Genomic DNA, 21696 nt, shown 5'->3' on the forward strand with positions numbered 1-21696 from the left:
GCGCTGCTGACATAAAACATCCTCCCAATCAGGATGAATCACAAATCAAACCAAATGGGAATCCCATGATTCAGCTTTCAAGCTCGCCGCTTTAGAAGCTCTTCTGGAACGATCTGGCAATGAAATCGGCGGCGACCGTCTGGCCGAGGCGCGGGTGGCGTTGGAGAAGGGTGACTATTCGATTGCCGATGATCTGTTTGCCGAGATCGAAGAACGGCGCAGGCCTGAGGTCGAAGAAGCCGCCCGCGCGGCCTTTGGGCGCGGAGAGATTGCCGAAGCCGAAGTGCGTTGGGCGGATGCCGCGGAACACTACGCGCGGGCGGTTGATCTGGAAGAAAAGCCGGGGTTCCAGAATCTGCAAAAGGCACGAGAATTTGCATGGCGGGCCGGGCAGTATGACGCGGCGTCGCGCTTTGGAACTGCGCTTTTGAAACAGGCGCGAAAGCTGGATGAACCAGAAAAGCTGGCAGAGGCGCTGAATGAACACGCAATAACCCTAGATGCGCAAGGGCGGTATAAAGATGCCGAGGGGCTGTTTCGCGAGGCGCTGGAGATCGGCAAGGCGACGATTGGCACGCAGCATCCGGGGTATGCCACCCACCTCAACAACCTTGCCTTGGTGGTGGAGGCGCAAGGGCGATATGACGAGGCTGAGGGTCTGTACCGCGAGGCGTTGGAGATCGCCAAGACGACGATAGGAGAACTGCATCCGGACTTTGCCGCCCACCTCAACAACCTTGCCGGAGTGGTGCAGGCGCAAGGGCGATATGACGAGGTCGAGGGGCTGTACCGCGAGGCGCTGGAGATCGACAGGGCCACCATCGGCACGCAGCATCCTGACTTTGCTACCGACCTCAACAACCTTGCCGGGGTGTTGCAGGCGCAAGGGCGATATGACGAGGCCGAGGGGCTGTACCGCGAGGCGCTGGAAATCGGCAAGGCGACGATTGGGGCGCAGCATCCGGACTATGCCACCCGCCTCAACAACCTTGCTGGGGTGGTGCAGGCGCAGGGCCGGTATGACGAGGCCGAGGGGCTGTTTCGTGAGGCGCTGGAGATCGGCAAGGCGACGATTGGGGCGCAGCATCCGGGTTATGCCACCCGTCTCAACAACCTTGCCGGGGTGTTGCAGGCGCAAGGGCGATATGACGAGGCCGAGGGGCTGTACCGCGAGGCGCTGGAGATCGACAAGGCCACCATCGGCACGCAGCATCCGAACTATGCCACCGACCTCAACAACCTTGCCGGGGTGTTGCAGGCGCAAGGGCGATATGACGAGGCCGAGGGGCTGTTTCGCGAGGCGCTGGAAATCCGTGAGAATACGCTGGGAGCGGATCATCCCAATACGGTTCGGGGGCAGGAAAACCTCGACGCCCTCCTTGCCAAAATGGCCAAAGACGAACCGGAATGACTCTTTTACATGATGCTTGCATCATGCACGCGTCCGACCCGCCTCCGTCGCACCAGAGGTGCGCCGACTATGGGCGGGCCTTTGGCGAGATGGCGGGCGCGTTGCGCACCCACCCTCGGGCCGGGCGCGACGATGACCTAGATGAAGTATTTGTAAAACGACGCCTCAACTTCTGCGTATCTTTCCAAACCCCCCACAATCCTTTAGCCATATCTCAACATCAAATGAGGGCAGTGGCATGATCCCGGTCAGAGGGTTTGAAAATCACAAAGTGGCCGTGTTGGGTCTTGGGCGGTCGGGCATGGCGACGGCGCGGGCTTTGCATGAGGGCAAGGCGACGGCGATCTGTTGGGATGACAACCCGGAGGCGCGCGCGCGGGCCGAGGAAGAGGGGTTTGTCTGTGCAAACCTGATGACGCAGGGTGCGTTTGAGGACATATCGGCGCTGATCGTGTCGCCCGGCATTCCGCATTTGTACCCCGGGCCGAACCCGGTTGTGACGGCGGCGCTGAACGCGGGCGTGCCGGTGGACAATGACATCGGGTTGTTTTTCCGATCCTTTGCCACGCCCGAGTGGGACAACCTTGAGGTCATGCCCAAGGTGGTGGCGGTGACCGGATCAAACGGCAAATCCACCACCTCGGCGCTGATCCATCACGTGTTGGAGCATGCCCAGCGGCCCACGCAATTGGCGGGTAATATTGGCCGGGGGGTGTTGGATATTGAACCGGCGGTGGACGGCGATGTGGTGGTGCTGGAACTGTCGAGTTATCAGACGGAACTGGCCCGCAGCCTCACGCCGGATATCGCGGTGTTTACCAATCTCAGCCCCGATCATCTGGACCGGCATGGCGGGATGGGCGGCTATTTCGCGGCCAAGCGCAGGTTGTTTGCCGAAGGTGGGCCGGATCGCGCGGTGATTGGCATTGATGAGGCCGAGGGCGCGTTTCTGGCCGGGCAACTGTCGATGGCGGCGGCGGATGACCGGGTGATCCGGGTGTCTGTCGATCAAAAGCTATCGGGACCGGGGTGGAATGTGTTCGCCAAAAAGGGGTTCCTGTCAGAGTACCGCAAAGGGCGGCAGGCGGGGTCGATTGATCTGCGCGCCATCAAAGGTTTGCCGGGTGTTCATAACCATCAAAACGCCTGTGCCGCCTATGCGGTGTGCCGGACTTTGGGGCTGGCGCCGCGGGTGATTGAGGCCGGGTTTCAGTCTTTTGGCGGCTTGCCGCATCGCAGTCAGATCGTGGCTGAGGCAGATGGTGTCACTTATGTGAACGACAGCAAAGCCACCAATGTGGACGCCGCCAAAATGGCGCTTGGGGCGTTCAAGCGCATCCGCTGGATTTGTGGCGGGTTGGAAAAAGAAGGCGGCGTGGGGGATTTGGCAGAAGCCGCTGGCGAGGTTGTAAAGGCCTATGTGATCGGTCGCGAGGCCGCGGGTTTTGCCATGCAGCTCAAGGGTGTTGAGGCCGAGGTGTGCACGACCATGCAAGACGCGGTGGCGCGCGCAGTCGCTGAGGCAGAAGAGGGTGATACCGTGTTGTTGGCCCCGGCTGCGGCGAGTTTCGATCAGTACGACAGTTTTGAAAAACGCGGCGAGGATTTCATGGCCGAGGTTGCAGCGCAGACCGGCTAAACGAAAACAGGGCCACGGGGCGGCCCTGTGCGAGGGGTGTCATCACTCAACCCGTTATTAGAAGTTGATGAGATAGGTCGCTTTCAATGTGTTGGCTTCCCATGTTGGTGTGTACAAAAAACCACCAGCATCAGCTTTTTTAACGCCGCTTGAAAAGTTGTCGTGAATGAATTCGACCCTCAGCGTGCCGCCACCGATCTGTTTCTGAATGCCCAGACCTGCAGTGACACCGCCAGTTATGGCTTTGGCAGTGGTTGCTGGCGATATCGCGCCGGTTCCAGAGACAAAGCCGTAGCCGAGTGCACCGAAGATGCTCCATCCGTTGCCGACGGGCGCACCATAGATGCCGCGCAGGCGGATGGTTGCGTCGTGGGTGCAGAAATAGGCGCCTGTGGCGCCGCTGGAACAGGCAAACCCCGTTACAGTGTTCTCAGTTTCCTGGCCAAAAGACAGATCAGCATCCATTTCAAGGGCCGCAAAACCAGAGTTTACATTCCATTTGTACCCGGTGGTGACACCCAGCATGGCTGACTCAAGTTCGGAAAAGCCGACACCGCCGCCGCCTTGTTCGGATTCGGCAGACGCGAATCCGAGGCCGAAACCATAGTAAATTCCATCGGCCAAGGTTGGTGAAGCTGCTGTAAATCCGAGAGAAATGGCAATGGCTGTTAGTGATTTTTGCATCTCTAGAATTCCTTCTCGTGTTACCCACTATATGACATGCTTATGTGTGGTGTGGAAATACAGGCGGCGCGGTCGGACAGAAAAATTGCAAGTGTTGTACAGATACGATCTCTTTTGACGATCCGCAGGAATGGATAATTAGTTTGCGATCCAGATCAGGCCCGGGCCTTATCGCGTATCGCCATACCCGCCGCCCAACCGGACGACCATGCCCATTGAAAGTTAAACCCACCCAGCCAGCCGGTGACATCCACGGCCTCGCCAATCACATAAAGGCCGGGTTGGGATTTGGCCTCCATAGTGCGCGAAGACAGCCCGTCAGTGTCGATGCCGCCAAGCGTGACTTCGGCGGTGCGATAGCCTTCGGTGCCCGAGGGGCGCAGCTGCCAGTTGGTCAGGCGGTTTGACAAATCTTGGAGTTTGGCGTCGCTTTGATCGGCCAGATTGCCTGTCAGGGCCCAGTCTTTGGACAGAAACTCGGCAAGCCGGGAGGGCAACATTTGCGCCAGAACTGTTGAGAGATTGCGGCGACCGTCGGTTTTGCGTTTGGCCTTGAGTGTCTCAAACGGATCGACATCAGGCAGGAGGTTAAGAACAACGTTTTCGCCTTCGTGCCAGTAAGAACTGATTTGCAGAATGGCCGGGCCGGACAATCCACGATGGGTGAACAGCAGGGCTTCGTCAAAAGCGGGACCATTGGCCATGGCGCGCACCGGAAGAGCCGCGCCAGCAAGTGGTTTGAAACGGTCTTCGGCAAAGGTAAACGGCACGAGTCCGGGGCGGGTTTCAATCAGGGACAGGCCAAACTGCTGGGCAATGTCATACGCCAGACCCGTAGCCCCCATTTTGGGGATGGATTTACCACCCGTGGCCAGCACCAGATTGGGCGCGGTCAGGGTTTGCAGGGTTCCCTGGGCTTTGGTCACAACCTTGAAGCGTTGGCCGTCGTGGGTGACGGACAGGATCGACGTGTTGATCTGTAGTTCGGCGCCCACCTTGTCCATTTCGGCGCACAGCATGGTGATGATGTCTTTCGCGCTGTTGTCGCAGAACAGCTGGCCAAGGGTTTTTTCGTGGTAGGCAATGCCGTGGCGCGTGATCAGGTCGATAAAGTCCCATTGGGTATAGCGCGTGAGGGCGGATTTGCAGAAATGCGGGTTCTGAGACAGGAAATTTTCCGGCCCCGCATACATGTTGGTGAAATTGCAGCGACCGCCGCCGGAAATGCGGATCTTTTCGCCCGGGGCTTTGGCGTGATCCAGCACAATGCTGCGCCCGCCCGCGTGGGCGGCGCACATCATGCCAGCGGCCCCGGCGCCAAGGATGATCGTGTCATACTGCATTGGCTGCGGGGGTGCCTGATGTGGGCAGGCGGGTCAAGGGGCAGTGGTAAGTCGGACAAGATTGGCCGACCTGCTGGTTGGTGGCCGGGGTGGAGGCGTCAAGGTTGCGGGCCGCCGTTTTCGATCCATGTGATCTGCGTCTCGGGCAGAGACTGGCGCATTTTCTCATGATAGAGCGTCATCGAGGCGTCGCTGAGCTGGCCCTGCCATTTGTGGGTTCCGGCCGAGTGGAAAAACGCCTGTGGGTCACGCCAGAAGCCTTGATCTGCGAAAGGCGTGAAGCGCTCGGGTTGAGATTTCATTGAACTGAAAGACGTGGCTTCTTGCACCGCGTCCAGAAATGCCGGGTCGGGCGAGAGGCCAATGTGGTGGGCAATCTGGCGAATGGCCTTGCCGGGATCGGCCAGCATGTCGGCATAGTGCAGTATCAGGAGGTTCGCCGGGCGGGGCTGTGCCGCGTAGCTGTGATAGTGTGCGAGGAACGTGGCAAGGCAGTCAAAGTCAAAATCCTCGGGGTCTTCAGAGCTTTCAACAAAATGCCTGAGTGCGGCGTCTGATGACCCAAGGTAGGGGTCTTCAGGTTCTCCGTGTTTCTCATTGGCCAGATGTTTGCGCAGGGAAAACAACATATCGACCGGGTGACGGTAGACGGCAATGTAATGCGCATCATCAAACCGGGGAATGCCATCAAACGGCGTATGGGTTTTGATGCAGCGTTGTCCGGTTTGAGCCGCAAGGCCACGGGTGACGTCTGTAAGCGGGATCACCTCGGCATCTACCCAATGGATCAGGTCCTGTGGGGCAATGTCGGTGTCGCCCTGACACAGCATGGTGACAATGGTGCTGGTCCATGTGGTGCCGCATTTCGGGGGGGTGCAGACAAAGACGTCTCCGGGGCGATGGTCGAAATGAGCCCAGCGGTCGGTGTTGGTGATCGACCCTTTGTAGGGGCGACGCTGTTCCTGATTGGCCATGGGGTGCCTCCTGTTCCGCGCTGGCAGTATGGCAGGCAGCGGTGAAAAGGCAAACGGCGGGTCGGTCAGACAAGATTGCCTGGCATCCATTGTCCGGCAGGCGGGGGGGTGTCCGGGCGGAAATTTGCTGGGGTCATGTTGCCGGGGGGCACGGCGACTCTATGCAAGAGTCTGGCTGCGTGTTAGAGTGCAGCACAGACCCGGAAAACGGGCGTATCAGAGGCAGTATTCGGCGGTATCCCGATGACAGAGATGGTGTATGGCGCGCTCCCCGTTCAGGACGGCGAGCCAGTTCTTCCCAAGTGGTGGCGAACTGTGGACAAGTGGTCCATGGTTGCAGTGTTGGTCCTGTTTGGGATCGGGTTGCTTTTGGGCATGGCGGCGTCACCGCCGCTGGCGGCCAAAAACGGCTTTGCGCCGTTTCATTACGTGCAAAAACAGGTGATTTTCGGCAGTGCTGCGTTATGCGCAATGCTGCTCACGTCGATGATGAGCCCGGTGCTGGTGCGCAGACTGGCGACATTGGGTTTTCTGGCGGCCTTTGTGGCGCTGATCGGGTTGCCATTTTTCGGCACGGATTTTGGCAAGGGCGCTGTGCGCTGGTATTCGCTGGGCTTTGCCAGTTTGCAGCCCTCTGAGTTTCTGAAACCGGGATTTGTGGTCGTCGCGGCATGGCTGATGGCGGCCAATGAAGAGATTAACGGCCCTCCGGGGCGGATGTGGTCATTTATGCTGATGATCACCATTGTTCTGATGCTGGCGATGCAGCCCGACTTTGGGCAGGCGAGCCTTGTGTTGTTTGGCTGGGCGGTGATGTATTTCGTCTCTGGTGCGCCAATGACCCTGATTGGTGCGATCATTGTCGGTATCTATCCGGCGGCGCGATTTGCCTATCTGAACTCGGAACATTTTGCCCGACGTATTGACGGCTTTCTGGATCGCTCGGTCGATCCGACCACGCAAATCGGCTATGCCACCAACGCCATTCAGGAAGGTGGTCTGTATGGTGTTGGCGTCGGTGAGGGGCAGGTGAAGTGGTCTTTGCCGGATGCACATACTGACTTTATCATCGCAGTGGCAGCAGAAGAATACGGGCTGATCCTGGTGTTGGTGGTGATTGCCCTGTTTTCGCTGGTGGTGGTGCGCAGTTTCTTCCGGCTGATGCGAGAAAGAAATCCGTTTATTCGACTGGCGGGCACCGGGCTTGCGGCGATGTTTGGCGTGCAGGCGATGATTAATATGGGCGTGGCCGTGCGGCTGTTGCCCTCCAAGGGCATGACTTTGCCGTTTGTGAGTTATGGTGGGTCTTCTCTGATCGCAGGGGGGATTGCAGTTGGCATGCTTTTGGCGTTTACCCGCACCCGCCCACAGGGCGAGATTGGCGACCTGCTGCGAGGACATGTGAGATGAGACCAAAGCCATTGCTGGTGATTGCGGCAGGCGGCACCGGAGGCCATATGTTCCCGGCGCAGGCGCTGGCCGAAGTGATGTTGCGCAAGGGCTGGCGGGTTAAGCTGACCACGGATGCACGTGGCGCGCGCTACACGGCTGGATTTCCCCATACAGTTGAGATTGAAGAAGTGTCGAGCGCCACGTTTGCGCGCGGAGGTGCCTTGGCCAAGCTGGCGGTGCCATTTCGCATTCTGGGGGGGGTGATGTCCACGATGATGCGGTTTCGTAAGGATCGCCCCGAGGTGGTTGTTGGATTTGGCGGCTATCCGTCGATCCCGTCCGTAGGCGCGGCGTGGCTGATGAAATTGCCACGGATGATCCATGAACAGAACGGCGTTCTGGGGCGTGTGAATGAAAAGTTTGCCCCGCGTGTGGATGCGGTGGCCTGCGGCACATGGCCGACGGAATTGCCCAAAGGTATTGAGGGCGCGCATACCGGTAATCCGGTGCGCGGCGCCGTGTTGGAGCGGGCCGGAGCGGCGTATATCTCGCCCGGTGATTATCCGATGTCCATTCTGGTGATCGGCGGCTCGCAAGGTGCACGCATTCTGTCCGATACGGTGCCCGGAGCGATTGCGGCGTTGCCCGAAGGTTTATTGCGCAATATCCGCGTGAGCCATCAGGCCCGTGATGAAGATGGCGAGCGGGTGAGTGCGTTTTATGCCGAAGCTGGCATCAACGCGGATGTGCAGCCGTTTTTCCATGATGTGCCCACCCGGATGAGTGAAGCGCAGCTGGTAATCTCGCGCTCGGGCGCATCAAGTGTGGCGGACATCAGCGTGATTGGGCGGCCGTCGATCCTGATCCCATTTGCCGCGGCGACCGGTGATCATCAGACCGCCAACGCGCGTGGGCTCGTCGATGCGGGCGGGGCGATCCTGATCCCGGAAAGCCAGCTGACAAAAGAAAGCATGACACAGCAGATCAGCAATATTCTGACCAACCCCGAGGGGGCTTTGCAGATGGCGCGGGCCGCCCTTTCCGTGGGCAAGCCTGAAGCTACTCAGGAGCTGGTGGCCTTGGTTGAAATGCTGGCAAGTAAGGAAGAGTAAAGATGAGCGCAGCCACAAAACTTCCGGGCGACGTTGGGTCAATTCACTTTGTGGGCATGGGCGGCATCGGCATGTCCGGTATTGCAGAAGTCCTGTTGAACCATGGCTATGTGGTACAGGGCTCGGATTTGAAGGCGTCAAAGATCACCGATCGTCTGGTGGATCGGGGTGCGACGCTGTTCATTGGGCAAAAGGCGGAAAACCTTGAGAATGCCGAGGTTGTGGTGATTTCATCGGCCATCAAGCCGGGCAACCCAGAGCTGGATGAGGCGCGGCGTCGGGGCCTGCCCGTGGTGCGACGTGCCGAGATGCTGGCCGAACTGATGCGTCTGAAATCCAACGTGGCCGTGGCCGGGACCCATGGCAAAACCACCACCACAACCATGGTGGCGGCGTTGCTGGATCACGGGAAATTTGACCCGACGGTGATCAATGGCGGCATCATTCATGCCTATGATTCAAATGCCCGCGTCGGTGACGGCGAGTGGATGGTCGTGGAAGCAGACGAAAGCGATGGCACGTTCAATCGCCTGCCGGCCACAATTGCGATTGTCACCAATATTGACCCCGAGCACATGGAGCATTGGGGCACCGAGGAAAACCTGCATCGCGGGTTTGAAGAATTTGTCTCAAACATCCCCTTTTACGGTCTGGCCGTATGCTGCACGGATGACCCGGACGTGCAAACGCTGGTGGGCAAGCTGACCGACCGCCGGGTGGTGACCTTTGGTTTTAATGCGCAGGCTGATGTGCGCGCAGTGAACCTGACCTATAAGGCGGGCGTGGCGCATTTTGATATTCAGCTACAGGGCGAAAACGATGTGATTGAAAATTGCAGCCTGCCAATGCCGGGGGATCACAATGTGTCCAACGCGCTGAGTGCGGTGGCAGTGGCGCGGCATCTGGGCATGAAGAAAAGCGAAATCCGCGAAGCGCTTAAGCAATTTGGGGGCGTGAACCGCCGCTTTACCCGAGTGGGTGACTGGCAGGGCATTCCGATCATTGACGACTATGGTCATCATCCGGTTGAAATCAGTGCCGTGCTCAAGGCCGCGCGCCATGCCTGCGAAGGTCGGGTGATCGCGGTGCATCAGCCGCATCGCTACACGCGTCTGCATTCGTTGTTTGAGGATTTCTGTGCCTGTTTCAACGAGGCCGATGTGGTTGGCATTGCCGAAGTATTCGCGGCGGGAGAAGACCCCATTGAGGGCGCGTCGCGCGATGATCTGGTGGCAGGACTGGTGGCCCATGGGCATCGCCACGCCGTGGCCGTCGATACAGAGGACGATTTGGAAGCCTTGGTGCGCGCCGAAGCCAAACCCGGCGATATCGTGGTGTGCCTTGGGGCTGGGACAATTAGCGCCTGGGCCAATGGCTTGCCAGCCCGGCTTGCGTAAGTCCAAAGTCGGTTTTGCAAGTGTGACCGCGGATGTCTCCGGCGGGCGGAAATTGCAAAGTGTGAAATCCGGCCTGTGAACGGGCTGTGTGGAGCGGGTGGAAATGGCTGAACATCTGAAACGGCGTGTTGGACTTGGGTTGCTGACGGCCTATGGCGTCGGGGTTATGGTTGGGGCCGGTATCTATGTTCTGGTCGGGGCTGTGGCGGGTGAAGCCGGACTTTGGGCGCCGATGGCTTTTCTTCTCGCAGGGGTGATCGCTGCGCCAACCGCGCTCAGCTATTCAGAGTTTTCATCGCGCATTCCCGAAGCTGCCGGAGAGGCGGCCTTTGTGGGCAAGAGCCTGAATTCGCAAACTCTGGCCGTGCTGGTGGGGCTGGCCATTGTCGCCGTTGGCATGATTTCGGCGGCGGCGGTTCTGCGGGGCGGTGTCGGCTATCTTACCATCGTTCTGGATGTGCCCTGGGGCTGGTCCATCGTTGGGATCGGGGCGGCGCTGACGGCGGTGGCAATTTTTGGCGTCATGGAAAGCCTGTCGTTAGCCGCCGTGTTTACAGTGGTGGAATTGCTGGGGTTGGTTTTGGTGGTCTGGGCCGGCATGACCGCGCCCGCGGTGCCCGATTGGACGGCATTGCCAGCGCCGGTTTGGACCGGGATCGGGGCCGGGGCGGTGCTCGCGTTTTTTGCCTTTATCGGCTTTGAAGACATCGTGAACATGGCCGAAGAGGTCTCAAACCCCGAGCGCACGATGCCGCGGGCTATTTTAATCGCGCTGGGCGTGACAACTTTGATTTATGCGCTGGTCGCAGTGGCCACGGTTCGCGCTGTGCCTTTGTCGCTTTTGGCAGGTAGTGAAAAGCCTTTGGCTTTGGTGTGGCAGATCGGTATGGGCGGGGACGGGCGGTTTTTGTCATCCATCGCCGTGTTTGCCGCCCTGAATGGCGTGTTGGCACAGATTGTCATGGCCAGCCGCGTTTTGTTTGGTCTTGGGCGGCGCACGCCGTTTCTGGCGGTGTTCCACCATGCCCATCCGCGTACCGGCACGCCGGTTTTGGCCAGCCTGTTGGTTGGGGGCGCGGTGATTGTCGCGGCGCTGTTTTTGAATGTTAGTGTTTTGGCCGAAGCCACATCACAAATCCTTTTGACAGTGTTTGTGATTGTAAACTTCGCCCTGATTGTGTTGAAACGTAAAAACCCCGAAGCACCGTTTCGGGTGCCGATGATTGTGCCGGTGAGCGGTTTGATCCTTTCGGCGGCGGCTTTGGCCTTTAATCTGGTGGATGTCTTATGACCCTTTCCCTGATCCTTGCGTGTTTTTGGGTGGTGGCGGCGACGGTGGTGGCGATGCTGCCCATGCGACGGCAATATGTACCCGGCGTGGCCTTGTTGCTTGCGGCCCCGGTCCTGATCGGGGCGATCTGGTGGGACTATGGCATGTGGGTCGGGCTGGCGGCGCTGTTTGCCTTTGTGTCGATGTTCCGCAACCCGTTGCGATACCTGTGGAAACGCGCGCGCGGTGAAAAACCGGAGCTGCCGGAATGAACCTGTCGTTGATCCTGGCGTTGATCTGGATGCTGGCGGCAAACGTGCGCGCCATGTTTCCCAGCAAAGACAACCTGTGGAGATTTGCCTATGGGCTGATCGCCATCGGGGTGCCGATCCTGATCTATGTGTGGTGGCAAAATGGCATCTGGATCGCGCTGGTTTTCCTCGTGGCTGCGATGTGGATCATGCGCTGGCCGGTGATTTATACGTGGCGCTGGATCAAAGAGCGGCTGGTAAGATCTTAACGGGCTTGCCTTTGTGCATGCCCTCGCGCAAAACCCGCCCCAATCAAGGAGCGCTTCCACATGACCCAAATGCCAGACGTTCGCGGCAAGTTGACCGAGCAGCGGTTGCTGTCCGATCTGACGTGGTTGCGTGTGGGCGGGCCTGCGGATTGGCTGTTTCAGCCGGCGGATGTGGACGATCTGGCGGCATTTCTGTGCGCCCTTCCTGAGGATGTGTCGGTGTTTCCCATGGGGGTTGGATCGAACCTGATTGTGCGGGACGGGGGCTTGCGGGCGGTGGTAGTCCGCATGGGCCGGGGGTTCAATGGCATTGAAGTTGACGGCAATCGCGTGACGGCGGGTGTGGCCGCGCTGGATGCGCATGTGGCGCGGAAAGCCGCAGAAGGCGGCGTGGATCTTACATTCCTGCGTACCATTCCCGGTGCAATCGGTGGCGCGGTCAGGATGAATGCGGGCTGTTATGGATCCTACGTGGCGGATGTGTTTGTCAGTGCACGTGCGGTGACGCGCGCGGGCGAGATTGTTACGCTGAGCGCAGAAGACCTTAACTTTCAGTACCGCCAAACCGATTTGCCCGAAGGCTGGGTGATTTTTGAGGCCACATTCGAAGGCCCCTCTGGCGATCCCGAGGTCCTGGCCACGCGCATGGCGGACCAGTTGGCCAAGCGGGACGCGACGCAACCGACCAAAGATCGCACAGCCGGCAGCACGTTTCGAAATCCGGCTGGATTTTCCAGCACGGGGCAGGCGGATGACGTGCATGACCTGAAGGCCTGGAAGCTGATTGATGATGCCGGAATGCGCGGCGCGACAGTGGGTGGCGCGCAGATGAGCGAAAAGCATTCGAACTTTATGATCAACACAGGTGACGCAACTGCCGCAGATCTGGAAAATCTTGGCGAAGAGGTCAGAAAAAAGGTTTTCCAAAACAGCGGAATAACGCTAGTATGGGAAATTATGCGCGTCGGCGAAACGAACGCGTAAAAAACGCCGGACCACAAACATAAAAAACGGCCGGATAAGACAATAAAACAGAGCCAAAAGGCTCGGGACATTGAGGCACATTGGGTATGTCGAGCAGGACAAGCCCCAAAGTTGCGGTATTAATGGGTGGACCCTCGGCTGAGCGCGAGGTGTCGTTGACATCCGGACGAGAATGCGTGGCCGCGCTGCGGGAAAGTGGATTCGAAGTGATTGAGGTCGATGCAGGCCCCGATCTTGCTGTGCGTCTTGCGGACATTCAACCCGATGTGGTGTTCAACGCCTTGCATGGCCGCTGGGGCGAAGATGGTTGCGTGCAGGGTATCCTTGAGTGGATGCAAATTCCCTATACCCACTCCGGCGTGCTGGCATCTGCTTTGGCGATGGACAAGCAAAGATCAAAGGATGTTTTCCGCGCGGCAGGTTTGCCGGTGATGGACAGTATCATCGCCCCCCGCGATGAGGTGAAGGCCCGCCATGTGATGGACCCGCCTTATGTGGTGAAGCCCAATAACGAAGGGTCCTCTGTTGGCGTCTATCTGGTCAATGAGGCAGCCAATGGCCCGCCGCAATTGTCGGATGACATGCCGGATCAGGTGATGGTTGAAACCTTTGCGCCGGGGCGCGAGTTAACAACAACAGTGATGGGGGACCGTGCGCTGACGGTCACGGATATCCTGACCGACGGCTGGTATGACTATGACGCCAAGTACAAGGAGGGCGGGTCGCGCCACATTGTGCCTGCGGATGTGCCGCAAGAGATTTTCGATGCTTGTTTGAGCTATGCCGTGCGCGCCCATGAGGCACTGGGCTGTCGCGGCGTAAGCCGTACGGATTTTCGTTGGGATGAAACACGCGGGCTGGACGGGTTGATCCTGTTGGAGACCAACACGCAGCCCGGCATGACGCCGACCTCTCTGGCGCCTGAACAAGGCCATGCGATTGACATGGATTTCGCCGCGTTCTGCGCGTGGATGGTGGAGGATGCATCGTGCAACAGATGAGCGCGAAATGTGATCCGGCCCCGTCAAAATGGGCTTACAAGTATCAGCGCCTGATGCTGACGCCGTTGTTTCGGTTGTTTCTGCGGGTGTTTTTGCCGTTCTCTTTAGTGTTTCTGGCAGCGGGCATCTGGTTGTCGGATGAAAAACACCGCGATCGGTTGGTGATGGCCGTCAACGACATTCGCACCAGCATTGAAACCCGGCCCGAATTTATGGTCAACGTCATGGCCATTGATGGGGCCAGCATTGGCATTGCGGAAGACATTCGCGACATTGTTCCGATCGATTTCCCGATCAGCTCGTTTGATCTCGAACTAGAGCATCTGCAGGATCAGATCGCGGGATTGCCTGCTGTTGCATCCGCAACTGTGCGTATTCGCCCCGGTGGCATCATGCAGGTGACGGTGACAGAACGCGACCCGGTGATCTTGTGGCGGACCCGTCAGGGGCTGGATCTGGTTGATGAGAATGGCTTTGTCGTGGCGCGCGCGAAGACCCGGCAACTGCATTCGGGCATGCCATTGATGGCCGGAGAAGGCGCCGAAACCCATGTGGTCGAAGCGCTGACGATTTATGCCGCTGCCGGTCCGTTGTCGCGCCGCATGCGTGGCGTTGTCCGCATGGGAGAAAGACGTTGGGACGTGGTTTTGGACCGTGGCCAACGCATCATGCTGCCCGAAACAGGGGCAGTTCAGGCATTGGAAAGGGTCATTGCGCTGAGTCAGGCGCAGGACATGCTTTCAAGAGATCTCGAGGTGGTGGACATGCGACTGGCAAACCGCCCGACGATCCGCATTGCGCCACGTGCCGTGGAAGAATGGTGGCGCATTCGTCAAATACAGGTTGGAAAGACAAAAGAATGATCGAGCTTTATGAATCCCAGCGCGCCATGCGCAATATGCGCAAAGCGGCCATGCAACGCGGTGTTGTGGCAGTTCTGGATGTGGGCAGTTCCAAGATTGCCTGTCTGGTTCTGCGGTTTGACGGCTCGGAAAAGCTGGCTGAGGCGGATGGCATTGGCCCGATGGCGGGGCAAAGCGGATTTCGCGTGATTGGCGCGGCAACGACGCGGTCCCGCGGGGTGCGTTTTGGCGAGATTGACGCCATGCAGGAAACCGAGCGCGCCATTCGTACAGCGCTTCAGGCCGCCCAAAAGATGGCCAATATCCGGGTCGACCATGTGATTGCCTGTTTTTCCGGAGCAGAGCCGCGTTCTTATGGGCTTGCGGCATCGATTGACCTTGAGGGTCATATCGTGACCGAGCAGGATGTGGCGCGGGTGCTGGCCGAATGTGATGTGCCGGAATACGGGGCAGGGCGCGAAGTGCTGCACGCCCAACCGGTGAATTTCGCATTGGACAACAGATCAGGTCTGTCTGATCCACGTGGTCAGATGGGCCAGCAATTGGCCACGGACATGCATATGATGACGGTCGACGCGACTGCTGTGCAGAACCTGGCGCAATGTGTGAAACGGTGCGATCTGGAACTGGCGGGGATTGCGTCCTCGGCCTATGTCGCCGGTCTGTCAGCCATGGTCGAAGATGAACAAGAGCTGGGCGCGGCCTGTATTGATCTGGGCGGCGGGTCGACCAGCATTTCGATCTTTATGAAAAAGCATATGATCTATGCCGACGCGGTACGCATGGGCGGCGATCACGTGACCAGCGACATCTCGATGGGCTTGCAGGTGCCTGCGGCGACTGCCGAGCGGATCAAGACATTCTATGGCGGGGTGCATGCCACCGGTATGGATGACCGCGAGATGATCGAGCTTGAGGGCGAGACGGGCGATTGGGAACATGACCGTCGCACCGTGAGCCGGGCCGAGCTGATCGGCATCATGCGCCCAAGGGTCGAAGAAATTCTGGAAGAAGTCCGCGCGCGCCTTGATGCCGCCGGGTTCGAACATCTGCCCAGCCAGCAGATTGTCCTGACGGGCGGCGGTAGCCAAATTCCGGGTCTGGACGGGCTGGCCTCTAAGATTTTAGGTCAACAAGTGCGCTTGGGACGTCCAATGCGGGTGCACGGGCTGCCACAGGCCGCAACCGGGCCGGGGTTTGCCGGAGCGGTTGGCATGTGTCTGTTTGCCACCCATCCACAGGATGAATGGTGGGATTTTGATTTGCCGGTTGAGCGCTATCCGTCACGCACCATCAAGCGCGCCGTCAAATGGTTCCGTGACAACTGGTAAGGTGTTGAAAAGGCGGATTTGGGGGTGACGAGCGGGTCTGATTGGCCTAAAGTTATCCACAACCGCTGGGACAAGCGGATCAAGGCGACCGAGCAGAGGTCTCTGAAATAAATTATTGAAGCCTCCCGGCCGTGTTGCGAGCCGGGCTTTCTGGCTTTTGTGTGCCTAATTGCCATGAACCGCAATATCTGCTCATTTCGGCGAAATCCTGCGAGATTCTACGAAAATCTGTCCATATTTCGTGGGTAATGATGCTTTTTTTGATGACGATTAATAAGAGCTTCGCTAATAATGACCCTAATTGGCAGAAAAATGCCCGAAAAGGGCGATACAGACAGGCGGACATTATGACCTTGAATTTGACGATGCCCGAACAGGCAGACCTGAAGCCCCGTATCTCGGTGTTTGGAGTAGGTGGTGCCGGTGGCAACGCTGTGAACAACATGATCGAAAAGGCGCTGGATGGCGTGGATTTCGTTGTGGCCAACACAGACGCGCAGGCGCTTCAGCAAAGCAAATCAGCAGGCCGCATCCAGTTGGGTGTGAAAGTGACCGAAGGTTTGGGCGCAGGGGCGCGCGCAACCGTTGGGGCCGCTGCCGCTGAAGAAAGCATCGAAGAAATCGTAGACCAGCTGGCGGGCGCACACATGTGCTTTATCACCGCTGGCATGGGCGGCGGCACCGGAACGGGTGCTGCTCCAATCATCGCACAGGCCGCCCGTGAACTGGGTGTTCTGACCGTTGGCGTTGTGACCAAACCCTTCCAGTTTGAAGGCGCCAAGCGGATGCGTCAGGCCGAAGAGGGTGTCGAAGCCCTACAAAAGGTTGTCGACACGCTGATCATCATTCCCAACCAGAACCTGTTCCGTCTGGCCACTGAAAAGACCACGTTCACCGAGGCGTTCAGCCTCGCGGATGACGTGTTGTACCAGGGTGTCAAAGGCGTCACCGACCTGATGGTGCGTCCGGGTCTGATCAACCTCGACTTTGCCGACGTTCGCGCTGTGATGGATGAGATGGGCAAAGCCATGATGGGTACCGGTGAAGCCACTGGCGAAGATCGCGCCATTCAGGCCGCCGAAAAGGCCATTGCCAACCCGCTGTTGGACGAAATCAGCCTGCGCGGCGCCAAAGGTGTTCTGATCAATATCACTGGTGGCCACGATCTGACATTGTTCGAACTGGACGAAGCCGCCAACCGCATTCGCGAAGAGGTGGACCCAGACGCCAACATCATCGTGGGTTCGACCCTGGATGAAGACATCGACGGTGGTATGCGCGTGTCAGTGGTCGCCACTGGAATTGATGCGCTTGAGGTTCCGGCCGACATTCCGGTACGCCGCCCAATGCGTGCGCCACTTGAGCCGCATGTTCTGGAACAACCAGTAGAAGAGACACTAGCCGCGGAGATCGTGGCCGAGGTTGAAGACGCGCCGTCTCACATCGCGCCAGAGCCGACTCTGTTTGGTGATATGGATGCTGAGCGCGCCGCTGCCGAAGAGCAGATGGAAGACATCTTTGAAGACGCCTCCGAGCCGGTGGCTTTTGAGTCTTCTGATGATTTGCCACCGCCCGCTTATCAGCCGCGCGTCGCGCCGTTCCCGGCGCAGCAGGCCAGCGTTTACGAAGAAGACGAAGTTGAAGAGTTTGTGGCCCCCAAGGCTCCGGCATTGGGAACACCGTCGCCAGAAGTTTTGCAGCGCCTGAGAACGGCAGCTGGCAAGGCCGGCGGCGCGGCGCCTGCGCGTCCAGCTGTTGCGGCTGAGCCCGAACTGAGTGAAGAGCCTCGGCGTGGTGGGTTTGGATTGAACTCATTGATTGGCCGCATGACCGGTCATGCCGGTGAGGGGCAGCGTCCTGCGCAGCCACAAATGCGCCAGCAGCCAGCCGTTCAGGCGACCCAGCCTGAGGCGGAAGCAGACGAAGAAGCCGATCGCATTGAGATCCCGGCCTTCCTGCGTCGCCAAGCAAACTAAAACTGTAACATATGTTACAGAAAAAAGACCGCCTGATGGGCGGTCTTTTTGTTTGTTTACAGTAGTTTAAGTGCTATTGGGCGGCGTTTTGCCTATTGGGTGCAGGGATGTTTCAGGCCGTTGCAATGTTTGAGTTGAGAACCGCCGCCCTCTCAATTACTTCCAAGGTGCGGCAACAAATGGGGTGTGCCGCGTCGCAAGGGAAACATTGTGCAGAACACAGTCAAATCAGCTGTTCGCTTCACCGGAACCGGTCTTCACACCGGCGCACCAGTGACAATGACGATTCATCCGGCATCTGCGGATTATGGCATCTGGTTTCGCCGGTCCGACATTCTTGTCGGAGATGCGATGATCCCCGCGCGCTGGGATGTGGTTGAGCAGACTCCTCTTTGCACCCGACTGATCAACAGCGCCGGTGCTTCGGTTTCGACCGTTGAGCACGTGATGGCCGCTTTGGCCGGAACCGGCGTGCACAACGTTCTGATCGAAATTGATGGCCCTGAAGTTCCTATTCTTGACGGAAGCTCGGCTGAATTTGTACGCGGCATTCTTGAGGCTGGCCTGGCAGTTCAGTCTGTGGAAATACGCGCGATAGAAATTCTGAAACCTGTGACTGTGACCCGCGATGGGGCATCGGCCACTTTGGTACCATCCAACAACCTCAAAATTGATTTCCACATTGATTTCGAAGACGAAGCCATCGGTATTCAGGACAAATCGCTGACCATGGCCAACGGCAGTTTCGTGCGCGAACTGTGCGACAGCCGTACTTTCTGTCGCAAGTCCGACGTAGATGCCATGCATGCCAGTGGTCTGGCTTTGGGTGGCACGCTGGAAAACGCCGTGGTTGTTGACGGTGACGATATTCTGAGCCCCGGTGGCCTGCGTCACAATGACGAAGCCGTGCGTCACAAAATGCTGGACGCTCTTGGTGATCTGTATCTGGCAGGCGCACCAATCCTTGGGAAATACACAGGTGTACGCGCCGGGCATGCTTTGACAAATGCGCTTTTGCGCGAATTGTTCATGACTCCAGGCGCCTTCCGCATTGTGGAATGTGACGCGCATACCACCGCGCGTTTGCCGGGCGCAGGGGTGCATTTGGCAGAAATTCCTGCCGTCGCATAAGTCTGGACGCTGGAAATTTCACCAAAGGCGTTTTGCACCGTAAATTTCTATGCTAACAGCTTGTCAAAGGGTAGGGTAAGCCTACTGGATTGGAACAAGAGGTTGTGCAGTATGGCAGGCGTCCGATCGCATTGCAAAATGCTTGTTGCGATAATGGCAATCGCTCTGGTTGCGGCATGTAGTACCAGCACTGGTGACAAGGCTCGTCGGGGGGTGATCCCGATGGAAACCTTTACGGCAGAGCAGATTTTCGAACGCGGAGAATACGAGCTGAGCCGGAACAAACCGGAAGAAGCAGCGTTTTTCTTTTCCGAGATCGAACGGCTTTATCCCTATTCGGACTGGACCAAACGTGCCTTGATTATGCAGGCCTATTCCTTCCACAGGGCTGATCTATACGAAGACAGCCGTGCCGCCGCTCAGCGGTTCATTGATTTCTATCCGGCAGATGATGATGCCGCCTATGCGCAGTATCTTTTAGCGTTAAGCTATTATGACCAGATCGACGACGTTGGCCGCGATCAGGGTCTGACGTTTCAGGCCTTGCAATCGTTGCGCAAAGTGATCGAGACCTATCCTGACAGCGAATACGCAAATTCGGCCAAGCTCAAGTTTGATCTGGCATTTGACCATCTGGCCTCCAAAGAAATGGAAATCGGACGTTATTATCTGCGCCGGGATCATTTCGCGTCTTCGATCAGCCGCTTCCGGGTGGTGGTTGAAGATTTCCAGACCACAACTCACACGCCTGAAGCGTTGCATCGACTGGTCGAGGCCTATCTGTCGCTTGGTCTGACGGACGAAGCTCAGACAGCCGGGGCGATTCTGGGGCATAACTATCAGTCCACCGATTGGTATGAGGACAGCTACAAGCTTTTGACAGCTCAGGGGTTGTATCCCAAGGCCGAAGGCAGCAGCTGGCTGAACCAGGTGTATCGTCAGACTGTGAAGGGCAAGTGGCTTTAGGCCCGCTCCAGTTGTCGGGGGAAGCGGATGCTGCGCGCTCTTGAAATACGGGACATGTTGATCATCGACCGGCTGGAACTGACGTTCCGGCCGGGTTTGAATGTTTTGACCGGCGAAACCGGCGCGGGCAAATCGATCCTGCTGGATTCACTGGGGTTTGTGCTGGGCTGGCGTGGGCGGGCCGAACTGGTGCGCACAGGCGCAGAGCAGGGCGAAGTCGTCGCGGAATTTGATTTACCTGAGGGCCACGCCGCGCGTGCCATTTTGGACGAAGCTGGTTTGCCCGGTGAAGACACGCTGATTTTGCGCCGGGTGAACGGGCGCGATGGGCGCAAGACCGCTTGGGTGAATGATCGTCGTTGCTCGGGTGAGGTTCTGCGGGCGTTGTCTGAAACGTTGATTGAGTTACACGGCCAGCATGATGATCGCGGGTTGTTGAACCCCAAAGGGCACCGGGATCTTTTAGATACGTTTGGGGATCTCGCAAAACTGCGTGGCAAAACCCGCGGCACCTGGGGCGCATTGGGCGCTGCACGCAAGGAACTGACAGCGGCGCGCGAGGCTGTTGCAGCGATCAAAGAAGAAGAGGATTTCCTGCGCCACGCGGTGTCAGAACTGGATGCACTGGACCCGCAACCAGGGGAAGAGGCCGATCTGGATTCGCGCCGTCGTATGATGCAGGGGGCTGAACGTGTGCGTGAAAGCGTGTCGCGGGCTCATGGTGCCATGGGGACTGACGGGGCTGAAGGGGCGATTGGGGACGCTTTGCGCTGGTTGGAGGAAGCCGCAGAAGGCAGTGCCGGCCATCTGGAAGCGCCAATGGCCGCGCTGGACCGCGCCATGACCGAACTGGGCGATGCAGTGGACGGCGTGGACCGATGCCTTGAGGCACTGGACTTTAATCCGTTTGAGCTTGAGCAGGTCGAAGAGCGCCTGTTCGCCATTCGCGGGTTGGCCCGAAAACACAACATTGCACCGGAAACTTTGGGCAGTTTCGCAGAAGAATTGCGCCGTAAGCTGACAGCCTTGGATGCGGGTGCAGACCATATTGCCGCCCTGGAGCAAGATGTAATCGCGGCCGAAGCCGCCTATGATAAGGCGGCCAGCGCTTTGACTGCGGCGCGTGTCAAAGCCGCCAAGAAGCTGGACAAAGCGGTCAGCGCCGAGCTGGCACCGCTCAAAATGGAACGTGCGGTGTTTACCACCGAAATCGAACAGGCCGAAGCGGGCCCCGGCGGGCGCGATCTGGTGGCCTTTTGTGTGGCCACAAACCCCGGAGCCCCTTCGGGGCCATTGGCCAAGATTGCCTCGGGCGGGGAACTCAGCCGGTTCTTGCTGGCGCTTAAGGTGTGTCTGGCAGGCGACGCCAGTGGCGTAACGATGATCTTTGATGAGATTGATCGCGGTGTCGGCGGCGCCACGGCAGATGCTGTGGGGCGCCGGTTGGCCGCATTGGCCCACGATGGTCAGGTTCTGGTGGTTACGCACTCACCGCAAGTGGCCGCGCTTGGGGCGCATCACTGGCGCGTGGCAAAACAGGTGACCAACAATCAGACCCTGACCAATGTAGTTTCCCTGGGCGAAACAGATCGCGTCGACGAAATTGCCCGGATGCTGTCTGGCGACACGATCACTGATGAGGCCCGCGCTGCGGCCCGAGCACTTTTGGGATGATTTCCGGCTAAGTCTTTGCCTTGGCGTC

19 protein-coding genes are annotated in these 21696 nt (G+C 58.4%); 16 read left to right on the forward strand and 3 right to left on the reverse strand.

Going from position 1 to position 21696, the window contains the following annotated elements; translation table 11 throughout:
- Positions 1–139 precede the first annotated feature (139 nt).
- Entirely contained in the window at positions 140–1411 is a 1272-nt protein-coding gene (locus BUC32_RS10650; RefSeq protein WP_281248977.1) for a tetratricopeptide repeat protein, read from the forward strand.
- 238 nt (positions 1412–1649) lie between these two features.
- Positions 1650–3050 carry a UDP-N-acetylmuramoyl-L-alanine--D-glutamate ligase gene (gene murD / locus BUC32_RS10655; protein ID WP_073252415.1) on the forward strand — a complete coding sequence of 467 codons (1401 nt, stop codon included), beginning with the start codon at positions 1650–1652 and terminating at the stop codon, positions 3048–3050.
- A gap of 57 nt (positions 3051–3107) precedes the next feature.
- On the opposite strand, the gene BUC32_RS10660 is transcribed toward murD, so the two are convergent.
- The 3 genes from BUC32_RS10660 to BUC32_RS10670 form a co-directional block, all read right to left on the reverse strand.
- On the reverse strand, positions 3108–3734 hold the full coding sequence (locus tag BUC32_RS10660) for a hypothetical protein (RefSeq protein ID WP_073252416.1): 627 nt from the start codon (positions 3732–3734) through the stop codon (positions 3108–3110).
- Positions 3735–3889: 155 nt separating this feature from the next.
- Entirely contained in the window at positions 3890–5077 is a 1188-nt protein-coding gene (locus tag BUC32_RS10665; protein WP_073252417.1) for a BaiN/RdsA family NAD(P)/FAD-dependent oxidoreductase, read from the reverse strand.
- A gap of 98 nt (positions 5078–5175) precedes the next feature.
- A complete protein-coding gene (locus BUC32_RS10670) occupies positions 5176–6051 on the reverse strand; it encodes a sulfotransferase domain-containing protein (protein ID WP_175556923.1) in 876 nt (291 codons plus the stop codon).
- A 243-nt stretch (positions 6052–6294) separates the two neighbouring features.
- Between BUC32_RS10670 and BUC32_RS10675 the strand changes: the two genes are divergently transcribed.
- The 14 genes from BUC32_RS10675 to recN all read left to right on the forward strand — a co-directional run bounded on the left by BUC32_RS10675 (position 6295) and on the right by recN (position 21668).
- A complete protein-coding gene (locus BUC32_RS10675; RefSeq protein ID WP_073252419.1) occupies positions 6295–7461 on the forward strand; it encodes a peptidoglycan glycosyltransferase FtsW in 1167 nt (388 codons plus the stop codon).
- On the forward strand, positions 7458–8555 hold the full coding sequence (locus BUC32_RS10680) for a UDP-N-acetylglucosamine--N-acetylmuramyl-(pentapeptide) pyrophosphoryl-undecaprenol N-acetylglucosamine transferase (protein WP_073252421.1): 1098 nt from the start codon (positions 7458–7460) through the stop codon (positions 8553–8555). The genes BUC32_RS10675 and BUC32_RS10680 overlap by 4 nt, the downstream gene beginning before the upstream one ends.
- 2 nt (positions 8556–8557) lie before the next feature.
- Positions 8558–9952, forward strand: a complete 1395-nt coding sequence (gene murC, locus BUC32_RS10685; protein ID WP_073252423.1) for a UDP-N-acetylmuramate--L-alanine ligase — start codon at positions 8558–8560, stop codon at positions 9950–9952.
- A gap of 103 nt (positions 9953–10055) precedes the next feature.
- Positions 10056–11243: an APC family permease gene (locus BUC32_RS10690; RefSeq protein ID WP_073252627.1), complete on the forward strand. Its 1188-nt coding sequence runs from the start codon at positions 10056–10058 to the stop codon at positions 11241–11243.
- Positions 11240–11494, forward strand: a complete 255-nt coding sequence (locus BUC32_RS10695) for a DUF2484 family protein (protein WP_073252425.1) — start codon at positions 11240–11242, stop codon at positions 11492–11494. Before BUC32_RS10690 ends, BUC32_RS10695 begins: the two co-directional genes overlap by 4 nt.
- Complete coding sequence (locus BUC32_RS10700) at positions 11491–11742, forward strand: DUF2484 family protein (RefSeq protein WP_073252427.1); 252 nt, start codon at positions 11491–11493, stop codon at positions 11740–11742. The genes BUC32_RS10695 and BUC32_RS10700 overlap by 4 nt, the downstream gene beginning before the upstream one ends.
- A gap of 60 nt (positions 11743–11802) precedes the next feature.
- On the forward strand, positions 11803–12726 hold the full coding sequence (murB, locus tag BUC32_RS10705) for a UDP-N-acetylmuramate dehydrogenase (RefSeq protein WP_073252429.1): 924 nt from the start codon (positions 11803–11805) through the stop codon (positions 12724–12726).
- A gap of 86 nt (positions 12727–12812) precedes the next feature.
- Positions 12813–13727, forward strand: a complete 915-nt coding sequence (locus BUC32_RS10710; protein WP_073252431.1) for a D-alanine--D-alanine ligase — start codon at positions 12813–12815, stop codon at positions 13725–13727.
- Positions 13724–14590 carry a cell division protein FtsQ/DivIB gene (locus BUC32_RS10715; RefSeq protein ID WP_073252433.1) on the forward strand — a complete coding sequence of 289 codons (867 nt, stop codon included), beginning with the start codon at positions 13724–13726 and terminating at the stop codon, positions 14588–14590. Before BUC32_RS10710 ends, BUC32_RS10715 begins: the two co-directional genes overlap by 4 nt.
- Positions 14587–15921, forward strand: coding sequence for a cell division protein FtsA (gene ftsA / locus BUC32_RS10720; RefSeq protein ID WP_175556924.1), 1335 nt, complete (start codon positions 14587–14589; stop codon positions 15919–15921). Before BUC32_RS10715 ends, ftsA begins: the two co-directional genes overlap by 4 nt.
- 347 nt (positions 15922–16268) lie before the next feature.
- A complete protein-coding gene (ftsZ, locus tag BUC32_RS10725; protein ID WP_073252434.1) occupies positions 16269–17897 on the forward strand; it encodes a cell division protein FtsZ in 1629 nt (542 codons plus the stop codon).
- A gap of 210 nt (positions 17898–18107) precedes the next feature.
- The gene (gene lpxC, locus BUC32_RS10730) at positions 18108–19028 is read left to right on the forward strand and encodes a UDP-3-O-acyl-N-acetylglucosamine deacetylase (protein ID WP_073252631.1); all 921 of its coding nucleotides are present in this window, start codon (positions 18108–18110) and stop codon (positions 19026–19028) included.
- Between the two features lie 111 nt (positions 19029–19139).
- On the forward strand, positions 19140–19994 hold the full coding sequence (locus tag BUC32_RS10735) for an outer membrane protein assembly factor BamD (protein WP_073252436.1): 855 nt from the start codon (positions 19140–19142) through the stop codon (positions 19992–19994).
- Positions 19995–20021: 27 nt separating this feature from the next.
- A complete protein-coding gene (gene recN / locus BUC32_RS10740; protein WP_073252437.1) occupies positions 20022–21668 on the forward strand; it encodes a DNA repair protein RecN in 1647 nt (548 codons plus the stop codon).
- Positions 21669–21696 lie beyond the last annotated feature (28 nt).

The organism is Shimia gijangensis, assembly GCF_900142085.1.
GTDB lineage: Bacteria > Pseudomonadota > Alphaproteobacteria > Rhodobacterales > Rhodobacteraceae > Shimia > Shimia gijangensis.

Excerpts from the sequence above, each read along its gene's own strand:
- BUC32_RS10710 (WP_073252431.1), top strand. The coding sequence starts at position 12,813 with ATGTCGAGCAGGACAAGCCCCAAAGTTGCGGTATTAATGGGTGGACCC.
- murD (WP_073252415.1), top strand. The coding sequence starts at position 1,650 with ATGATCCCGGTCAGAGGGTTTGAAAATCACAAAGTGGCCGTGTTGGGT.
- BUC32_RS10660 (WP_073252416.1), bottom strand. The coding sequence starts at position 3,734 with ATGCAAAAATCACTAACAGCCATTGCCATTTCTCTCGGATTTACAGCA.
- ftsA (WP_175556924.1), top strand. The coding sequence starts at position 14,587 with ATGATCGAGCTTTATGAATCCCAGCGCGCCATGCGCAATATGCGCAAA.
- BUC32_RS10665 (WP_073252417.1), bottom strand. The coding sequence starts at position 5,077 with ATGCAGTATGACACGATCATCCTTGGCGCCGGGGCCGCTGGCATGATG.
- BUC32_RS10695 (WP_073252425.1), top strand. The coding sequence starts at position 11,240 with ATGACCCTTTCCCTGATCCTTGCGTGTTTTTGGGTGGTGGCGGCGACG.
- BUC32_RS10700 (WP_073252427.1), top strand. The coding sequence starts at position 11,491 with ATGAACCTGTCGTTGATCCTGGCGTTGATCTGGATGCTGGCGGCAAAC.
- BUC32_RS10735 (WP_073252436.1), top strand. The coding sequence starts at position 19,140 with ATGGCAGGCGTCCGATCGCATTGCAAAATGCTTGTTGCGATAATGGCA.
- BUC32_RS10680 (WP_073252421.1), top strand. The coding sequence starts at position 7,458 with ATGAGACCAAAGCCATTGCTGGTGATTGCGGCAGGCGGCACCGGAGGC.
- ftsZ (WP_073252434.1), top strand. The coding sequence starts at position 16,269 with ATGACCTTGAATTTGACGATGCCCGAACAGGCAGACCTGAAGCCCCGT.
- murB (WP_073252429.1), top strand. The coding sequence starts at position 11,803 with ATGACCCAAATGCCAGACGTTCGCGGCAAGTTGACCGAGCAGCGGTTG.
- BUC32_RS10670 (WP_175556923.1), bottom strand. The coding sequence starts at position 6,051 with ATGGCCAATCAGGAACAGCGTCGCCCCTACAAAGGGTCGATCACCAAC.
- recN (WP_073252437.1), top strand. The coding sequence starts at position 20,022 with ATGCTGCGCGCTCTTGAAATACGGGACATGTTGATCATCGACCGGCTG.
- BUC32_RS10690 (WP_073252627.1), top strand. The coding sequence starts at position 10,056 with ATGGCTGAACATCTGAAACGGCGTGTTGGACTTGGGTTGCTGACGGCC.
- BUC32_RS10715 (WP_073252433.1), top strand. The coding sequence starts at position 13,724 with ATGAGCGCGAAATGTGATCCGGCCCCGTCAAAATGGGCTTACAAGTAT.
- murC (WP_073252423.1), top strand. The coding sequence starts at position 8,558 with ATGAGCGCAGCCACAAAACTTCCGGGCGACGTTGGGTCAATTCACTTT.
- BUC32_RS10675 (WP_073252419.1), top strand. The coding sequence starts at position 6,295 with ATGACAGAGATGGTGTATGGCGCGCTCCCCGTTCAGGACGGCGAGCCA.